The sequence below is a fragment of the Asanoa hainanensis genome (genome assembly GCF_900188485.1).
Taxonomy (GTDB): Bacteria; Actinomycetota; Actinomycetes; order Mycobacteriales; family Micromonosporaceae; genus Asanoa; species Asanoa hainanensis.
This window is the reverse complement of sequence record NZ_FZPH01000015.1, coordinates 192,086-209,587: the sequence shown is the minus strand read 5'-3', so window position 1 is coordinate 209,587 and position 17,502 is coordinate 192,086. Positions and strand designations below refer to the sequence as shown.

At 70.8% G+C, this 17,502-nt stretch carries 14 protein-coding genes; 6 read left to right on the top strand and 8 right to left on the bottom strand.

What is annotated here, in order from left to right; genetic code table 11:
* Positions 1 to 20 precede the first annotated feature (20 nt).
* The 7 genes from CHC05_RS31000 to CHC05_RS43175 all read right to left on the bottom strand — a co-directional run bounded on the left by CHC05_RS31000 (position 21) and on the right by CHC05_RS43175 (position 7,959).
* On the bottom strand, positions 21 to 1,298 hold the full coding sequence (locus CHC05_RS31000; RefSeq protein WP_089254162.1) for a glycoside hydrolase family 16 protein: 1,278 nt from the start codon (positions 1,296 to 1,298) through the stop codon (positions 21 to 23).
* A gap of 97 nt (positions 1,299 to 1,395) precedes the next feature.
* Entirely contained in the window at positions 1,396 to 2,892 is a 1,497-nt protein-coding gene (locus CHC05_RS30995; RefSeq protein ID WP_089254161.1) for a serine/threonine protein kinase, read from the bottom strand.
* Positions 2,879 to 3,526, bottom strand: a complete 648-nt coding sequence (locus CHC05_RS40980; protein ID WP_144022852.1) for an FHA domain-containing protein — start codon at positions 3,524 to 3,526, stop codon at positions 2,879 to 2,881. The genes CHC05_RS30995 and CHC05_RS40980 overlap by 14 nt, the downstream gene beginning before the upstream one ends.
* A gap of 247 nt (positions 3,527 to 3,773) precedes the next feature.
* Positions 3,774 to 4,973: an MFS transporter gene (locus CHC05_RS30985; RefSeq protein WP_089254159.1), complete on the bottom strand. Its 1,200-nt coding sequence runs from the start codon at positions 4,971 to 4,973 to the stop codon at positions 3,774 to 3,776.
* Between the two features lie 42 nt (positions 4,974 to 5,015).
* Positions 5,016 to 5,714: a phosphatase PAP2 family protein gene (locus CHC05_RS30980; RefSeq protein ID WP_089254158.1), complete on the bottom strand. Its 699-nt coding sequence runs from the start codon at positions 5,712 to 5,714 to the stop codon at positions 5,016 to 5,018.
* An 11-nt stretch (positions 5,715 to 5,725) separates the two neighbouring features.
* A complete protein-coding gene (locus CHC05_RS30975) occupies positions 5,726 to 6,724 on the bottom strand; it encodes a TolB family protein (protein ID WP_245871297.1) in 999 nt (332 codons plus the stop codon).
* Complete coding sequence (locus CHC05_RS43175) at positions 6,721 to 7,959, bottom strand: MFS transporter (RefSeq protein WP_089254194.1); 1,239 nt, start codon at positions 7,957 to 7,959, stop codon at positions 6,721 to 6,723. Before CHC05_RS43175 ends, CHC05_RS30975 begins: the two co-directional genes overlap by 4 nt.
* A 120-nt stretch (positions 7,960 to 8,079) precedes the next feature.
* Between CHC05_RS43175 and CHC05_RS30965 the strand changes: the two genes are divergently transcribed.
* From CHC05_RS30965 to CHC05_RS30945, 5 genes are read left to right on the top strand one after another with little or no spacing between them, the layout of a single operon-like run.
* On the top strand, positions 8,080 to 9,453 hold the full coding sequence (locus CHC05_RS30965; RefSeq protein ID WP_089254156.1) for a CBM96 family carbohydrate-binding protein: 1,374 nt from the start codon (positions 8,080 to 8,082) through the stop codon (positions 9,451 to 9,453).
* 58 nt (positions 9,454 to 9,511) lie between these two features.
* Entirely contained in the window at positions 9,512 to 10,021 is a 510-nt protein-coding gene (locus CHC05_RS30960) for a 2Fe-2S iron-sulfur cluster-binding protein (protein ID WP_218824735.1), read from the top strand.
* On the top strand, positions 10,014 to 10,991 hold the full coding sequence (locus tag CHC05_RS30955; RefSeq protein ID WP_089254154.1) for an FAD binding domain-containing protein: 978 nt from the start codon (positions 10,014 to 10,016) through the stop codon (positions 10,989 to 10,991). Before CHC05_RS30960 ends, CHC05_RS30955 begins: the two co-directional genes overlap by 8 nt.
* A complete protein-coding gene (locus CHC05_RS30950; protein WP_089254153.1) occupies positions 10,988 to 13,090 on the top strand; it encodes a xanthine dehydrogenase family protein molybdopterin-binding subunit in 2,103 nt (700 codons plus the stop codon). Before CHC05_RS30955 ends, CHC05_RS30950 begins: the two co-directional genes overlap by 4 nt.
* A gap of 58 nt (positions 13,091 to 13,148) precedes the next feature.
* Complete coding sequence (locus CHC05_RS30945) at positions 13,149 to 15,038, top strand: primary-amine oxidase (RefSeq protein WP_089254152.1); 1,890 nt, start codon at positions 13,149 to 13,151, stop codon at positions 15,036 to 15,038.
* A gap of 56 nt (positions 15,039 to 15,094) precedes the next feature.
* Here CHC05_RS30945 and CHC05_RS30940 read toward each other — a convergent pair whose 3' ends face one another.
* Positions 15,095 to 15,739 (bottom strand): GOLPH3/VPS74 family protein, encoded by a 645-nt coding sequence (locus CHC05_RS30940; RefSeq protein ID WP_089254151.1) that lies wholly within the window; start codon positions 15,737 to 15,739, stop codon positions 15,095 to 15,097.
* A 217-nt stretch (positions 15,740 to 15,956) separates the two neighbouring features.
* On the opposite strand from CHC05_RS30940, the gene CHC05_RS30935 reads away from it, so the two are divergent.
* On the top strand, positions 15,957 to 17,447 hold the full coding sequence (locus tag CHC05_RS30935) for an APC family permease (protein ID WP_089254150.1): 1,491 nt from the start codon (positions 15,957 to 15,959) through the stop codon (positions 17,445 to 17,447).
* The last annotated feature ends 55 nt before the right edge of the window (positions 17,448 to 17,502 follow it).

Genomic DNA, 17,502 nt, shown 5'->3' with positions numbered 1-17,502 from the left:
AAGTCCTTAGCGTCGGCTGTTCAGCGGTACTGGGTGTATTGGTTGGCGTACATGCGGATCCAGTCGACCTCCTGGACGGCGGGACGCATGAGCGTTCCGGTCGCCGGGAACATGTCGAGCTGGGCCCCGCCGTTGCTGCTGCTGAACTCGGTGATCGACGCGTTGACCGGCTGGCCCACCTGAACGCCGTCGACGTACCACTTGACGGATCCGGGCTCCCAGTCGATGGCGTAGTTGTGGAACTGGGTCGAGTCGATGGTCTTGGACCTGCTGGTCTGAGTGTTGTTGTGATGCACGAACAGCTCGACTGTGCTCGAGTTGACGTCGCGCTCAGCGAAGTCGATCTCGGCGCTCTGCCATTGGGCGTCGTTCTCCGGCCAGAGCAGAGGCACGGCATGGTACGCACGGCCGCCGTTGGCGGTCAGCGGCGCAGCGCGCTCGCGGACCTCGATGCGACCGTAGCGGAACGGACGCATCCGGCTGTACAGGCCGCCAGTCCGGCCGTCGGCGGTGGCGTTCACGGACAGGCGGCCGTTCGCCTGGGTGGTCTGCGAGGCACACCGTTGACCGTGGCCGTTGTAGCCGGGTGCGCAGCCGGTGGTCTGACCTGGGTCAGCCCCGAACAATCCCCACTTGGTCAGGTCGATCGCCGCGGAGTTGTACTCGTCAGACTGGCTCGGCACTGGGGAGCCCCAGTTGTTGCGGACGGCCGCGGAGTCACTCGGCACCGGCGGCGTGCCACCGAGCTGGTAGTCGCATGCGGTGGCCTTGAAGTTGGTGCCGGTCGTCGAGCCGAAGTCGCCGGTCTGGAGCACGTGTGCTGAGGTGGCGCCGGCCGGCGCGGTGGCGGTCGCGGACACGGGATACCACTGGCCCCCGCCGTTCGGGTTCGCGGCCGGTAGCGCGGTCGTCGGGCCTTGGTTCTCGCTGAGGTACTGGCCGTTGGAGCCGTACCACTCGACGATGATCCGCGCCGTGCCGCTGCCGAACACGACCCGGTCCTGGGCGCTGAACGTCCACGTCTGGCCGGCGACGACACCGACCTGCGGCATGTAGAACTCGCGTCCGCCAGTGTCGAACGCCCAACTCACGCCAGGCAGGTCGCCGACCTGGTCGCGGGTGACCCAACTGCCGTCCAGCGAGCCCCAGCCGTTCAGGTTCGTCGCCAGTACCGGGTTGGTGCACGCGTTCGGCGCGGCGGCGGCCGGACTGCCGGTTACGCCGACGAGGAACGCCGTCATGGCGAGGAGCGCCGCGCCCGCGGCCGCGGTTCGTGATCGTGCGAAGGAAGAGTTCATGGCCGCTCCAGTCCTGCTCGATGGTGGTTTGCCACCCGAGCAGTGGACCGTTGACCGACCGGTCCCGGACAGTGCACCCCCGCACTGGCGCGGTCGTTCAGTCGCCTTCGCAGTTGTTGGGGACCAGGCCCGTGACCCGGTGGAGACGGACCGCCGCGACCACGGTGCCAGACGCCGCCAGTGCGTCGCCCGTGTTGTCGACCGACTCCGTCCACCGTCGCGTCTCGTCGACCCCGACGGCGATCAGCTGCACTTCGTAGTCCTGCCCGACCGTGTCGTTGCCCTGACCGAAGTATTGCGCGCCCCGCCAGTTCGCGAGCTTCGCGGGGTCGTCCCAGTCGTAGACCGTCTCCACATACCGGGTCGGGTCACCGTTGGACAGGTTTCGCATGGCGAGGACCAGGGTCATGCCGGGCTGCGGCGCCGCCGTGCCGGACAGGTACGCACACTGTTCGACGTTTGACCCGTCGCGCGGGGCGACGATCGCGCCCAGCGCCGACGCAGTCGACACGGCTGGCGTGGGCAGGGTCTGGCCTGTGCGTTCGCCGCGCGGGGGATCGGGCCAGTTGAGCACTGTGACACTGGCCGTCAGCGCGGCAGCCGCCGCGGCGAGGTAGATCGGACCCCGCCGGCGCGGTCTGGCGCGGCGGCTGAGGGCCAGCAGGTCCCGCCGCCAGGCGGCGAGGTCGGCGGGGCGCCGCGCCGCGTTCGGGTCCATGGTGGCCATGATGTGCCGGGTAAGCGCCTGCGGGTCGCGCACGCCGGTGGCGAGGAGGCCCGCCTCGAGCCGTTCGCGGTCGGCCGCCCCCGGGGGCGGGTCCTCTCCGGTCACGCAAAAGTAGGCGAGGGCGCCCAGCGAGTAGACATCGGTCGCCGGCATGCGGGGAAGGTGCGGCGCCGCCAACACCTCTGGGGCGGTGTACGCGGGGGTGTGCAGTCCGACAGGGTCGAAGCTGTCGTTGACGAGCCGCAAGGTGCTCACGTCGACGAGTACCAGACCTCGCGCGCCGTTTATGATGCAGTTTCCAGGCTTGACGTCGCGGTGCAGGCTCGGGTTGCCCGCCGCCCGGGTCGTGGAGGCGAGTTCGCGGAGCACGGTCGCGGCCTGGCCGACGAAGGCCATCCGCTGCTCGATGGTCGAGCCGGTGGCGGGCTGGTCAGCGCAAAGTTCGTGCAGCGTGGGCCCGTCGACCCATTCCATGACCAGGTACGCGGTCCGTCTGGTCGCGTCGTCGCCGGCGCCCGCGGGATGTTGCGCAGGCCCGGAGAAGATTTCGTAGAGGCGGACCACGTGGTCGAGGTGTAGGTGTCGCAGCAGGGCGGCTTGGTCCTGCCAGCGGACCCGGTCGGCGTCGGACGGCCAGTCGTCGCCGGTGCCTGGGGGCGGTCGCAGCGCTTTGACCGCAAGCGGCAGCGGTTCCTTGAGCTGGCCGTGGTAGCGGGCCCGCCAGGTGACACCCTCGCCGCCTGCGATGCCCGGCCCGATCAGCTCGTAGCGGTCGAGGTCGTCGGGCGGGCCGACGAACTCGCCGGTCGCGACCGGGGGCGGCAGGACGTACTCACCGCGCGTCGCTGGCTCGTCAGGTGGCGTCATCGCCGCCCGCCACGTCCGCCGCGGTCACCCATCCACTTCGCGTGGCCCAGCGGACCAGCGCCCAGCGGAAATCGTCGTGGGCTGCGTCGCTGTCGTCCGGAGTCAATCCGTGGACGCCGTGGCCCCACAGCTTTTCCCGGAGAGTTTTCACGACGCCGCGTACATATTGCGGTTGAAGACCGAGTTTCGCGCCGACCTGTGCGTAAGTCGCGGGAACGGCCCGTGGTCCGGACTCGATGAGAACGGGCGCACACAATGCCACGAGAATGCGACGTTGTGCGGCGCTGAGCTCGATCTGTTCAAGAGCGGTCGCGCGATCCGCGCTTTGTCGTGGTGCGATGGGTGGTGAACCGGACGTCAAACGGCTGGCGTCGACGGTCAACGTCACCGTGGTTCCGGCGCGTCCCGCGAGCACCAGCGCGAAACGGGGGAAAGGAAGTGACGTCGTCGCGGCACCGGGCTCTACCACGCGATCCTCGCCGGCCGGAGGACGTACGACCACTGGTTTGCGCGTCGAGTCGTTTCGGATGAGTACGCAGTCGTCCAGGACCCGCAACGAACACGCGCGACGGGAAAGGTGATCGTCGTCCGGAAGTTGGAGATCACATGATCGACCACGGCCGACCGTCAGCACCTCGCCGACTCGAAGTGGACGTCGCCGCCCACCGAAATCGACAGCGATCCACTTTCGTGCGTTGCCCCCGTCGCTTCCATCGGGCAATGACCTGTCCTCCAGATATGCACCGAAGATCGCGCATGCTCGGCAGGGAAACCGGCGACCACAAGGTATCGAAGTTCCACGGCCACCGGCTAGGGGAGGGCAATGATCCAGCGTTCTTCTTCGTTTCGGCCACGCGTAAGGGTGACAATTCGCGTGATTGTCAGCCCGCTGGGACCGGCACCGGCCGGGCGGCATCGTGCCGCGTGCGGTGACGGCGCTCGTCGAGCAGCGCGACACCCAGCGCCGTCAGCACCAGCAGGCCGCCGACGAGGGGCAGCGGGCGCGGCCCGACCGCCGGGAGCAGCACGCCGCCGAGCAGCGAGCCGCCGGCGATGCCCAGGTTGAAGGCGGAGCCCGACGCGGCCGAGGCCAGGTCGGTGTTGCCCGGCGCGAGCTGGAGCGTGCGCCCCTGCACCATCGCGGCGAACGCGCTGAACGCCAGACCCGCCACGGCGAACAGCACGACCGTGACCGGCTGTACGGTGCCGAGGGCGTACATGAGCAGCAGCGTGACGCCGACGACCGCCAGGGGCACAGTCACCGCGGCCACCGGCCGGCTGTCGATGAACCGGCCGATGACGATCGTGCCGCACACCCCCGCGACGCCGCCGACCAGCAGCAGCAACGACAGCGACGACTCGGGGAAGCCGCTCACGTCGAGCAGGAACGGCGTGATGTAGGTCTGCGCGCAGAACGCGCCGGTGATGCCGAGCGCCGTCAGCACCAGCAGCGTGCGGAAGCGGCGCGCGTCGGGCATGGTGCCCCGGGCAGCGCCCCCGGCGTCCGGCGGGAACGACGGGAGCAGCGCGGTGACCACGGCACCGGCGACCAGGCCGAGCCCGGCCAGGACCGCGAACGCCGTGCGCCAGCCCGCCTCCTGGCCGACCCAGGTGGCGAGCGGGACGCCTAGCACGGGTGCGAGCGACGGGCCGATCGCGAACCGCGACACGATCCGGCCCCGCACGTCGGGCGGGAACAGGCCGGTCACCGTCGGGCCGACAACGGACCAGAACAGTGCCTGCGTGGCCGCCGTGGCCAACCGCGCGCCGGCCAGCACCCAGTAGCTGGTGGCGAAGGCGGACACCGCGGTGGCGAGGACGAAGACGACGAAGGTCACCGCCAGCAGCCGGCGCCGCGGAATCGTCCGAGTGAGGCCCGTCAGCGGCAGGGACATCAGCACGACGACGAACGCGTACCCGGTGACCAGCAGCCCGACCTCGGACCGCGACCGGTCGAGGTCGGGCGCGATCACCGTCAGCAGGCCGACCGGCGCGAGCTCGGTGGTCACGTAGGCGAACGCGGCCAGGGAGAGGGCGATCAGGGTCGCCGTGGCCCGGGCGGGGGAGAGCTGCGGTGGCATCGCACGACAGTGAACCGTGTTCCGGCACCAGGCGCCACGGTGTTATCCCCGGACGCTGGCCAGCGACACCGGCCGGCGTTCCTCGGCCGGGCGCGGCGCGGGAGCGCCGCGCCAGCGCAGGATGCCGTGATACATGATCGTCAGGCAGGCGGCCGCGTTGACGAACGAGCCGATGACGTCGCTCGGGTGGTGCATGCCGCGGTACAGGCGGGTCAGCGCCACCCCGACCGGGATCAGCACGAAGACGGTCCAGACGATCGTCTCCCACCGCCGGCTCGTCGAGCGCAGCGCGAAGAGCAGGGCCAGGCCGCAGTAGAGGGTGGCCGCCGCCGACGTGTGCCCGGACGGGAAGCTCGACGTCGGCGGCGAGACGTCCATGTGCTCGACCGCGGGGCGGTGGCGGTCGATCGCCAGCGTCGTCAGGAAGAAGATCACCGCCTGGGCCGCGACCGCGCAGGCGAGGAACAGCGGCTCGCGCCACGGCCGGCGGGTGACCAGCAGGATCAGCACCGCCAGCGTGCACACGCCGATCACCGACCAGGTGTCGGCGATCGTGCTGAACACCAGCGATCCGGCGGTCAGCGGGCCGGACCGGGCCGCTTCCAGCGACTCGTTGACCCGGTCCTCGACCGTGAACGGCCACCAGCCGTCCGCGACCTTCGTGACGAACAGGCCGAGCGCGATCATCAGCCCGTACAGGGCGACGAGCGGCAGCAGCACTCGCAGAAGAACCTGACGCATGGAGACCGGCTTTACCCGTTCGGGCCGGTCGCTACTCCCAGCGCCGCGGGCGACTCCGCGCCGGGCACGAGCAGCCGAGGCGTCCCGGAGCCGTCGGCCGGCACCGCGAACACGTCGGGGCGGCCGTCGGCCTGGCGCAGCGTGTAGCCGATCGTGGACCCGTCGAGCCACGCGGGCTGGTCGTCGACGCTCGCGGTCTCGGCAAGCGGGGTGACGGCGAGGGTGCCCAGGTCGAGCACCGACAACCGCCACCCGCGAGTCGGGTCGCCGTCGATCGCGTGCTTGAAGGCGATCCGCCGCCCGTCCGGTGACAGCGACGGGCACTCGACGTTGTCGGCGACCGACCGGAGCGTACGCGCGGCGAAGTCGCCCTTCATCAGCCGGCGGTGGCCGCCCGAGGACATCGTGGCGTAGAAGGTGTTGTCGTCGAGAGCGAACGTCACGCCCCAGAAGTTGCGGTCGGCCGAGCGCACCTCCCTGCCGTCGTGCGTCGCCGTGAACTCCTCCAGCGACGACACCAGCGTGCCGCTCGCGGTGTCGAGGATGCCGGTGCGGGTGGAGAAGCCGCCGCTGTTGTAGGAGTCGCCGCCGACGAACGTCGTCCAGCCGATCATCCGCCCCGACGCCGAGACCCGGGCCCGGTTGGGCAGCCCCGGAATGTCGACGGAGCGCACCGGCGCCAGGTGCCGGTCCAGGACCACCATCTTGTACGTCCACGGCGTCGCCGGCTGCAGGCAGACACCGGTGCCGCCGGCCGCGTACGCCCGGACGCACTCGACCGAGGAGACGGTGCGCGGGCCAGCGGGGTCCATCGTGGACACGGTCGCGATGTGCCGATCGGTCACCGTGAGCAGTGCCGGCCCGGCGTCGAGCGTCACCGCCTTGGATGCGGCCGGCGCCGACGGGGTGGTGCGGGCCGCCGCGCCCCGGATGTAGAACACCGCGGCCACCGCCAGCACCAGCGCGACCGCCAGCACCACCAGCAGCCGGGTCCGTACGCTCAAGCTCACGCCAACCGTCCCTTGTGGAAGAGCAGGCCGGCGGTTACCCCGCCGGCGACGACCGCGACCAGGGCCGCCATCAGCACGGCGGCGGTCGGACCCCAGGCCGCCCAGGCGAGCCCGAACAGCACCGAGGAGACCAGGTACGCCAGCGCCTGCCCGGTCTGCACCAGCGCCAACCCGGTGGCCCGCAGGGCATCCGGCAGCACCGGCCCGGCCAGCGCCATCAGCACGCCGTCGGTCGCGGCGTAGTACAGCCCGTACGCGGCGAGCGCCCCGACCAGCAGCGGCCACCCGCCGATCGGCGCGCCCAGCAGCAGGTAGGTCAGCGCCAGCGCGGCGTACCCGGCGAGCAGCACCGGTCGTCGCCCGATCCGGTCGGCCAGCACGCCCAGCGGCGCGGCCAGCAGCAGGTAGCCCAGGCTCGTGCCGACCGCCAGCAGCGGGAACCAGAGCAGCCCGATCTCGGTGCGCCGCTGGAGCATCAGGTAGACGAAGCCGTCGCCGATCGTCGCGACACCGAGCAGCGCCGCGGCCAGGAAAAGCCGGCGCAGGTCGGTGGACCGCAACAGCGCCGCCGCCTCGCGCACCCGCACAGGGGAGGCCGACGGGGGAGCCGCGAGGGGATCCCGCTCCCGGACGAACAGCACGAGCACCGCCACGCCGAGGATCGCGACGAGGAAGCTGGTCACGAACACCGCGTCGTACGACTGCCCGGACCAGGCCAGCACCCCGAGCGCGACCAGCGGCCCGAGGAACGCGCCGACGGCGTCCATCGTGCGGTGCACCCCGAAGGCCCGACCCAGCTCGGACGGCGGCGTCGACAACGTGATCAGCGCGTCCCGGGGCGCCGTGCGCAGGCCCTTGCCCATCCGGTCGACGGCGACCACGAAGCCGATCCCGGCCAGCGAGCGCCCGGCGGCCAACAGCCCGAGCTTGGCGACCGCGGACAGCGCGTAGCCGAACCCGGCCAGGGTCTTGCGGGCCCGCACCCGGTCGGCGACGTAGCCGCCGACGATCCGCAACAGCGCGGTGGCTCCGGTGTAGACGCCGTCGACCACCCCGTACGCGAGCGGACTGAGATGCAGCCCCAAGACGAGGTAGAGCGGCAGGACGGCGGTGACCATCTCCGCCGAGACGTCGGTTACCAGGCTGACGGTGCCGAGCGCCAGGACGTTGCCGCCGACGAACGCCGCGCCGCGCCCCTTGGCCGCCGTGGGCCGGGTGATCGTCGACAGGTACACGCCGAACACCCTGTATGCCGGATCGGAGTCGGACAACCGCCTTCGGGTGAACAGATCGGACGCCCGCCGTTCACCCGGACGTCCGGATCTTGTTCATCCATTACCGTAGATTCCCGGCCCATGCGCATCCGTATCCTGGCCGGCGCCACCACGGCGACCGTCCTGGCCGGCGGCATCATCGCCGCCGTACTCACCTCGACCAGTCCGGCAGCGGCCGCGACCACGACGTTCCCGCCCTCCGCCGACACCTACGTGCAGGCCGACACCGCGTCGACCAACTACGGCACGTCGACCCAGATCGCCGTCGACAACGACCCGGTCCGCCGCATGTTCCTGCGCTTCTCGGTGAGTGGCGTCAGCGGCACGGTCAGCTCCGCCAAGCTCCGGCTCCGGACGATCTCCGGCAACGCCGGCAGCAACAACGGCGGATCGTTCCGGGCCATGTCCAACACCACCTGGTCGGAGACCGGCACGACCTGGAACAACCAGCCCGCGATCGACGGCACGACCGTCGGGTCGATCGGCAGCGTCACCGCCAACGGGTGGTACGAGGTCGACGTGACCAGCGTCGTGCGGGGCAACGGCACGTTCAGCTTCGGCGCGACGTCCAGCAGCACCGATGGCGCCTACTACGACTCGCGGGAGAGCGGCGCCGACGCACCCCAGCTCGTGCTGACCACCGGCAGCACCACCACGCCGCCGCCCGGCGGTGACCCGGTGCTGGTCGGCGCCGGCGACATCGCCACGTCCGGCTCCGGTGACAGCGCCACCGCGGCGCTGATCAACGGGATCTCCGGCACGGTGTTCACCACCGGCGACAATGTCTACAACAACGGCACCGCCAGCGAGTTCAACAGCTACTACCAGCCGACCTGGGGCGCCTTCAAGTCGCGGACGCGGCCGGTGCCGGGCAACCACGACTACAACACGTCGGGCGCCACCGGCTACTACAACTACTTCGGGTCGCAGGCGGGTCCGTCGGGGCAGGGCTACTACTCCTACAACCTCGGCAACTGGCACATCGTCGCGCTCAACTCCAACATCAGCATGTCGGCGAGCTCGGCCCAGGTCACCTGGCTGAAGAGCGACCTGGCCGCCAACACCAAGCCCTGCACGCTGGCCCTCTGGCACCACCCGCTGTTCACCTCGGGCGCCAACCACGCGCCGGAGACCGCGACCCGCCCGCTCTACCAGGCGCTCTACGACGCCAACGCGGACGTGGTCGTGTGGGGACACAACCACCAGTACGAGCGGTTCGCGCCGATGAACCCGAGCGGTGGCCTGGACAACTCCCGCGGCCTGCGGTCCTTCGTGGCCGGCATGGGCGGCGCCGACCACTACGGCTTCGGCACGATCCAGCCCAACAGCCAGGCCCGCAACAGCGACACCTTCGGCGTTCTCAAGTTCACGCTGCACAGCAACTCGTACGACTGGCAGTTCGTGCCGCAGTCGGGCAAGACCTACAACGACAGCGGCACCGGCTCCTGCCACTGACCCTCCACGCAAGAGTGCCCGCCGCGCAGCCAGCGCGGCGGGTATGGTCAGAAATGCCATGCCTGGTCCGGAGCTGTCCAGCACCGTGCGCCTCATGCTCAACGGGGCGCCACAGGAGCTGACGGTCGACAACCGCACCACGCTGCTCGACCTCCTCCGGGACCGGCTCGACCACACGGGCACCAAGAAGGGCTGCGACCACGGTCAGTGCGGCGCCTGCACGGTGCTGGTCGACGGCCGCCGCGCCAACTCGTGCCTGCTCCTCGCCGTCGCGGTCGACGGCCGCGAGGTGACCACCGTCGAGGGCCTCGAGGACGACGAGCCGCACCCGATGCAGGCCGCGTTCCTGGCGCACGACGCCTTCCAGTGCGGCTACTGCACGCCGGGGCAGATCTGCTCGGCGATCGGCATGCTGGACGAGCTCGCCGAGGGCTGGCCCAGCGCGGTCACCACCGGACCGGTGCACCCGGACGACGCCGAGATCCGCGAGCGGATGTCGGGCAACCTGTGCCGCTGCGCCGCGTACCCAAACATCGTCGCGGCCATCCGCGAGGTGGCCGGTGCGTGAGTTCGCCTACGCCCGGGCCCGCGACGTGGACGCCGCGGTCTCGCTGGTCGCCGACAACCCGGGCGCCCGTTACCTGGGCGGCGGCACCAACCTGGTCGACCTGATGAAGCTCGGCATCGAGCGGCCGGAGCTGCTGGTCGACGTGACGGGACTGCCGCTGGACGAGGTCACCGAGGACGGCGACCTGCTGCGGATCGGTGCCCTGGTGCGCAACAGCGACCTGGCCGCGCACCCGCTGGTCCGCGACCGCTATCCGGTGCTCAGCCAGGCTGTCCTCAACGGCGCCTCGGGCCAGCTGCGCAACGTGGCCACCACCGGCGGCAACCTGGTGCAGCGCACCCGCTGCGGCTACTTCACCGACCCGACCAAGCCGTGCAACAAGCGGATGCCCGGCTCCGGGTGCCCCGCGATCGAGGGCGAGCACCACAACCTGGCCATCCTGGGCGCGTCCGACCACTGTGTCGCGACCCACCCGTCGGACCTGGCGGTCGCGCTGGCCGCCCTGGACGCCCGGATCGACGTGCAGGACCTGGCCGGGCCGCACGAGCTTCCCCTCGAGGACCTCTACCGGCCCGTCGGTGACCGGCCCGACCTGGAGCTGACGATCCGGGACGGCGCGCTGATCACCGGGGTCGCGCTGCCGCCGCTGCCGCCCGATGCGCGGACCACCTACCGCAAAGTGCGGGAGCGGGCGTCGTACGCGTTCGCGATCGCGGCGGTGGCCGCCGTGCTGGTCGTGCGCGACGGCCTGGTCAGCGACGTCCGGATCGCCCTGGGTGCGGTCGCCTCGCACCCGTGGCGCGCCCGGATCGCGGAGCGTGAGCTGCGCGGCGGCCCGGCCACGGCGGCGGCGTTCGAGGCCGCCGCGATCGCCGAGCTCGACGCCGCCCGGCCGCTGCGTGACAACGCGTACAAGGTGCCCTTGGTCCGGGACCTGGTCGTCGCCGTGCTGACGGAACTCGCCCGATGACCCGCACCTGGCAGGCCGCACCGTCGGTCGGGCATCCGCTGACCCGCGTCGAGGGTCTCGACAAGGTGACCGGGCGGGCGCGCTACGCCGCCGACATCCCGCTGCCCGGCCTCGTGTACGGCTGGGTCGTGCCGGCCACCATCCCGCGCGGCCGGGTGCTCGGCCTCGACGTGGCGGCCACCCTCGCCATGCCGGGCGTGCTGGCCGTCCTGCACCAGCACAACGCGCCACGGCTGACCGACGCCGGCGACGCCACGCTGTTGCTGTTCCAGGACGACCGGGTGGCCCATCGCGGTGACCCGGTCGCGCTGGTCATCGCCGACACGCCGGAGCGGGCCCGGGAGGCCGCGGAGCGCACGGCCGTCGACTACCTCCCCGAGCCGCACGACGCGGCGTTCCGCGCCGACCATCCGCGCCTCTACGAGCCGGACCACGTCAACCCGCGGCTGCCGACGGTGACGGACAAGGGTGACGTCGAGGCCGCCCTCGCCGGCGCCGCGGTGGTGGTCGACCACGAGTACCGCACGCCGCCCCAACACAACAACCCGATGGAGCCGCACTCCGGCACCGCGGTCTGGGCGGACGGGCGGCTCACCGTCTACGACTCGACCCAGCACGCGTACGGGATGGCCCGTACCCTGACCAAGCTCTTCGGCTTCGACCCGGGCGTCGTGCGGGTGGTCTCCGAGCACGTCGGCGGCGGCTTCGGCGCCAAGGGCCTGACCCGGCCGGACGCGGTGCTCGCGGTGATGGCCGCGACCCTGGTCGGCCGCCCGGTGCGGGTCACCATGACCAGGCCCCAGCTCTTCCCGCTGACCGGCTACCGCACCCCGACCGCGCAGCGGATCCGGCTCGGCGCCGACCGGGACGGCCGGCTCGTCGCGGTCGAGCACCGCGCGTCCTCGCAGACCTCCCGGCTGCTCGAGTTCACCGAGCAGAGCGCGTCGTACTCACGGGTGATGTACGCGGCCGACAACCTGCGCACCAGCCACCGGGTGGTGGCCCTGGACGTGCCGACGCCGCGCTGGATGCGGGCGCCGGGGGAGGCGCCCGGCTCGTTCGCGCTGGAGTCGGCGATGGACGAGCTGGCCGAGGCATGCGGGGTGGACCCCGTCGAGCTGCGGCTGCGCAACGACGCCACGACCGAGCCGGCGACCGGGGAACCGTTCAGCAGCCGGCGGCTGGCCGAGTGCCTGCGGGAGGGCGCCCGCCGGTTCGGCTGGGCCGACCGCGACCCGCGCCCGGCGGCGCGCCGCGACGGACGCTGGTGGCGGGGCACCGGGATGGCCGGCGCGCACTATCCGGCCCGCGCCGGGCCGACCGTCGCGCACGCCACGGCGTTCCCGGACGGCGGCTATGTGGTGCGGGTGGGCGCCGCCGACATCGGCACCGGCGCGCGCACGGTGCTGACCCAGCTCGCCGCCGACGCCCTGGAGGTGCCGGTCGGCGTGGTGCGCCTGGAGATCGGCGACAGCGACTTCGGCCGGGCCCAGGTCGCCGGCGGCTCGATGGGCACGGCCTCGTGGAGCTGGCCCGTGGTGACCGCCTGTCGCGACCTCGCCCACCGGCTGGCCTCCGGAGAGCGGCTGCCGCCCGAGGGGTTGACCAGCACGTACGACTCCACCGAGGCGCTAAGAGCTCTGGGGGCATTCGCCCGCTACGCCTTCGGCGCGCACTTCGCCGAGGTCGCCGTCGACGCCGCGACCGGCGAGGTGCGGGTGCCCAGGCTCACCGGCGTGTACGCCGTCGGCCGGGTGGTCAACCCGCTCACCGCGCGGTCCCAGCTCATCGGTGGCATGACCATGGGACTGTCCTGCGCGCTGCTGGAGGAGTCCATCATGGACGCCCGGTTCGGCGACTTCGTCAACCACAACCTGGCCGACTACCACGTGGCGACCAACGCCGACGTGGGCGAGCTCGACGTCGCGTTCGTCGACGACCCCGACGACGAGCTCAACCCCTCGGGTGTCAAGGGCCTGGGCGAGATCGGCATCGTGGGCGTGCCCGCCGCGATCGCCAACGCCGTCTGGCACGCGACCGGCGTCCGTCAGCGGGAGCTGCCGATCGGCCCGGCCCGCACGATCACCAGTGGACAGTGAATCAATCCTCGGATTAGCTTGACGATCGTCGTAACCCCCCTTTCGACGAGGTGATCCGATGACCGCCGGTCATCCGCTAGAGCGGCTCAGCGCCGCCGAGATCGATGCCGCACGCACGCTCTTCCAGAAGAACGACCTGCTCAGCCCCACCACCCGGTTCGCCACCCTGGCTCTGGAAGAGCCAACGAAACCAGCGGTGCTCGCCTGGCAGCCCGGCGAGCCCGTCGACCGGCGCGTACGCGCGCTGCTGCTCGACGTGGCCACCGGCGCGGTGCGGTCGGCGGTCGTGTCCGTGACCCGCGGCGAGGTCGACGAGGTGGTCGACCTCGACCCGGCCGTCGACGGCCAGCCCCCGATCCTGCTCGACGAGTTCATCTCGGTCGACGAGATCGTCAAGGGCGACGCGGCCTGGCGCGCCGCGATCGAGCGCCGCGGCATCACCGACTTCGACCTCGTCCGGCCGTGCCCGCTGTCCGCCGGCGACTTCGACATCGAGGGCGAGAGCGGCAAGCGCCTGCTGCGGGTGCTGTCGTTCGTGGCCAACCGGCCCGAGGACCACTGCTGGGCGCACCCGATCGACGGCGTCGTCGCGTACGTCGACCTGATCGAGAAGAAGGTCGTCCAGCTCGTCGACCACGCCCTGCTGCCCGTGCCGCAGGAGGAGGGCAACTACGACGACCCGGCGTACACCGGTCCGCCCCGCACGACCCTGCGCGCGTTGGAGATCACCCAGCCCGACGGCGCCAGCTTCCAGGTCGACGGCGACGAGGTGACCTGGGAGGGCTGGAAGTTCCGGGTCGGCTTCGACCCGCGCGAGGGCCTGGTGCTGCACCAGCTCTCCATCCAGGACCGCCCGCTGATCTACCGCGCCTCGATCGCCGAGATGGTGGTCCCGTACGCCGACCCGAGCCCGGTGCGGTTCTGGCAGAACTACTTCGACGCGGGGGAGTACCTGCTCGGCCAGCAGGCCAACTCGCTCGTGCTCGGCTGCGACTGTCTCGGTGAGATCTACTACTTCGACGCGGTCCTCGCCGACGGCGAGGGCAACCCACGTGAGATCAATAACGCGATCTGCCTGCACGAGGAGGACTTCGGGGTGCTGTGGAAGCACTCCGACCTGTTCACCGAGGCGGCCGAGACGCGTCGCCAGCGCCGGCTGGTGATCTCGTACTGGGCCACGGTCGGCAACTACGACTACGGCTTCTTCTGGTACCTCTACCTCGACGGCACCGTCGAGATGGAGGTCAAGGCGACCGGCGTGGTGTTCACCTCGTCGTACGCCGAGGGTTCCGAGTACGCCACTGAGATCGCGCCGGGCCTGGGCGCCCCGTACCACCAGCACCTGTTCAGCGCGCGGCTCGACATGATGCTCGACGGGGTCGGCAACGCCGTCGACGAGCTCGACGTGCGGCGGGTCCCGGTCGGCGAGGCGAATCCTTACGGCAACGCGTTCACCCGCACCGCGACCCGGCTGACCAGCGAGGCGCAGGGTGCGCGCAGCGCCGACAACAGCGTCGGTCGGGTGTGGCGGATCTCCAACCCGGATAGGACGAACCGCCTCGGGCAGCCGGTCTCGTACGTGCTGCGTCCCGAGGGCCAGCCGGCGTTGCTGGCCGACGACAGCTCGTCGATCGCCCGCCGCGCGACGTTCGCCACGAAGCACCTCTGGGTCACCCGGTACGACGCCGACGAGCGCTACCCGGCCGGCAACCACGTCAACCAGCACCCGGGTGGAGCCGGGCTGCCGCAGTTCGTCGCCGACGACGCGTCGATCGACGGCGAGGACATCGTGGTGTGGCACACATTCGGCAGCACGCATTTCCCGCGGGTCGAGGACTGGCCCGTGATGCCCGTCGACCGCTGTGGATTCTCGTTGAAACCGAGCGGATTCTTCGACCGGAACCCCACTCTGGACGTGCCGGCCAGCACGGCTAAGCACTGCCATTAACACCATTTCGGGGGTGCGTCCGCCGTGCGGTCGCACCCCCGAAACAATTTGTTAGTTTAACGCCGAGTGATGACCGCCATGGCGGCAACCGCGCCTTCGACCCCTTGGATGGTGTCGCGGAGCGGAGCGGGCAACCGGACGACGATCGCCGTGATGGCGTCGCTGACCTCCTGCCGCGTCCACTCGAGCATGATGCGTTGTTCGAGGCCAGTCGCCTTGACCAGGGCCGCCAGCGTGGCCGTCTGCGCGTCGATCTGGGCCGGTCGCTGCAGGTAGTAGGACAGTCGCACCAGGGGCCGGGTCGCCGTCAGTGCGTTGACCGCGGGGTAACGCACAGTAAGCTTCCTGGACAGCCCAGAGCGCTGCTCGTCGCGACGGATCATCCCCGCGGCGACGACGCGCTGTGCGACCACCTCGCCGACGTTGCCGCGCAGGTGCTCGACCCAGGCCCGGGGAACGAACTCGCTCCCTCTGCTGTGGATCTCGCGCAGCACGACATCGGTGACCGGGTCGCCCCACGGGCGGGGATCGTCGACGGCCACCTTGCCGGCGACGACGCTCACCCTTCTCTGGAGGATCAATTCCGCGAGGGCGGCACCGGCCAGGCCGGCGTCCAGCATCTCGTCGTTGATGACGGTCTTGCCGGTGTATTCGTTGTGTCCGACCATGAAAAGTTCGTCGGCAAGCCCTAAGTCGCTCATAACCTCAGGCGGGGTGTCGAAGAGTCGATGGGATCACCGGCAGCCGGAAGAGAGCGCCGATTTTGTGCGGGGCAAACTGTACGCCGATCTTGAGTAGCATTCAACTGTTGTGATCCTTCGATAAGCACCCTCCACAGTCTTGAGTGCGAACCGGGGTGGTCGTACGATCGGGCGTCGCGAAACCGATCAAAGACCCTCTGAATCGAGGAACCCCTCCGTGTCCGAACAGCTCGCAGGAACTCTCGCCAGGCGACGGCTTGGCGTAGTACACCTGTTCTTCTTTGTGGTGGCGGCGTCGGCGCCACTGACCGTCCTCGGCGGTGGTGTCACCACGACCTTCGCCGTCACCGGCTCCAAGGGCGTCCCGCTGTCCTTCCTGGTGCTCGCGGTGATCCTGGGCATCTTCGCCGTGGGCTACGCGGCGATGAGCCGGCACGTCGCCAACGCCGGCGCGTTCTACTCCTACATCGCGCAGGGCATCGGCCGCCCCGCGGGCGTCGGCGGCTCGTTCGTCGCGCTGACCGCGTACAACGCGATCCAGGTCGGCCTGTACGGCCTCTTCGGCTTCATCTTCGCCGACTTCATGTCGACCAAGTTCGACATCACGCAGAAGTGGTGGGTCTGGGCGCTGATGGCCTGGGTGCTCATCGGCATCCTCGGCATGCTGCGCGTCGACCTCAACGCGACCGTCCTCGCCGTCCTGCTGATCCTCGAGATCATCGCCACCGCGGTGTTCGACATCGTCGGCCTGGGCAACCCGGCCGGTGGCAGCATCTCGATGGCCGGCTGGGACTTCGGCAACCTGTTCGCCGGCGGCGTCGGCGCGGTGTTCGCACTGGGTATCGCGGCGTTCACGGGCTTCGAGTCCGGCGCCATCTACAGCGAAGAGGTCAAGGACCCGCGCCACACGGTCGCCCGGGCCACCTTCCTCGCCGTGCTGTTCACGGGCCTGTTCTACGCCATCTCGGCGTGGGCGATGACCGTGGCCGTCGGCCCCGACAACGTGCAGCAGGCCGCCACCGAGGCGGGCCCGGGTGTCGTCTTCGGCACGCTGGCCGAGCACACCAACGGCACGATCGCCGACATCGCCGTCGTGCTGTTCTTCACCAGCGTGTTCGCCGCTCTGCTCTCGTTCCACAATGGAGTGGCGCGCTACCTGTTCGCGCTCGGCCGTGAGCGGGTGCTGCCGCAGTTCCTGGGCCGCACCAGCCGCCGGACGATGGCACCCATCGCCGGCTCGCTGACCCAGACCGTCATCGCGATCATCGTGCTGGTCGGCTTCATCGCCGCCGGCAAGGACCCGCTGCTCGACCTGTTCACCTGGCTCTCGGGCGTGTCCGCGGTCGGCGTCGTGCTGCTCATGGCGTCCACCTCGGCCGCGGTGGTCGGCTACTTCCGGGTCCGCCGTGGCGACGAGTCCCTGTGGCAGGGCACGGTCGCGCCGGTCGCGGCGACGATCCTGCTCGGCGCGCTGCTGATCACCCTGGTGGTCAACTTCAACAGCCTGCTCGCGCCGACCAACCCGTCGTACCTGCGCTATCTGCTCCCCGGCCTGATCGGCGCGGCGGCGCTGATCGGCATCATCTGGGGCGCGGTGCTCAAGTCGTCGCGGCCCGAGGTCTACGAGGGCATCGGCCGCACGGTCGGCCAGCCGCTGACCGCGGACGAGTCGGGCAAGTCCGACTCGGACTACGTGCCGGTCCACTGAGTACGTAGCGGAACGCCCGCGCGGCCTCGATGCCGCGCGGGCGCTCCACTCTCTA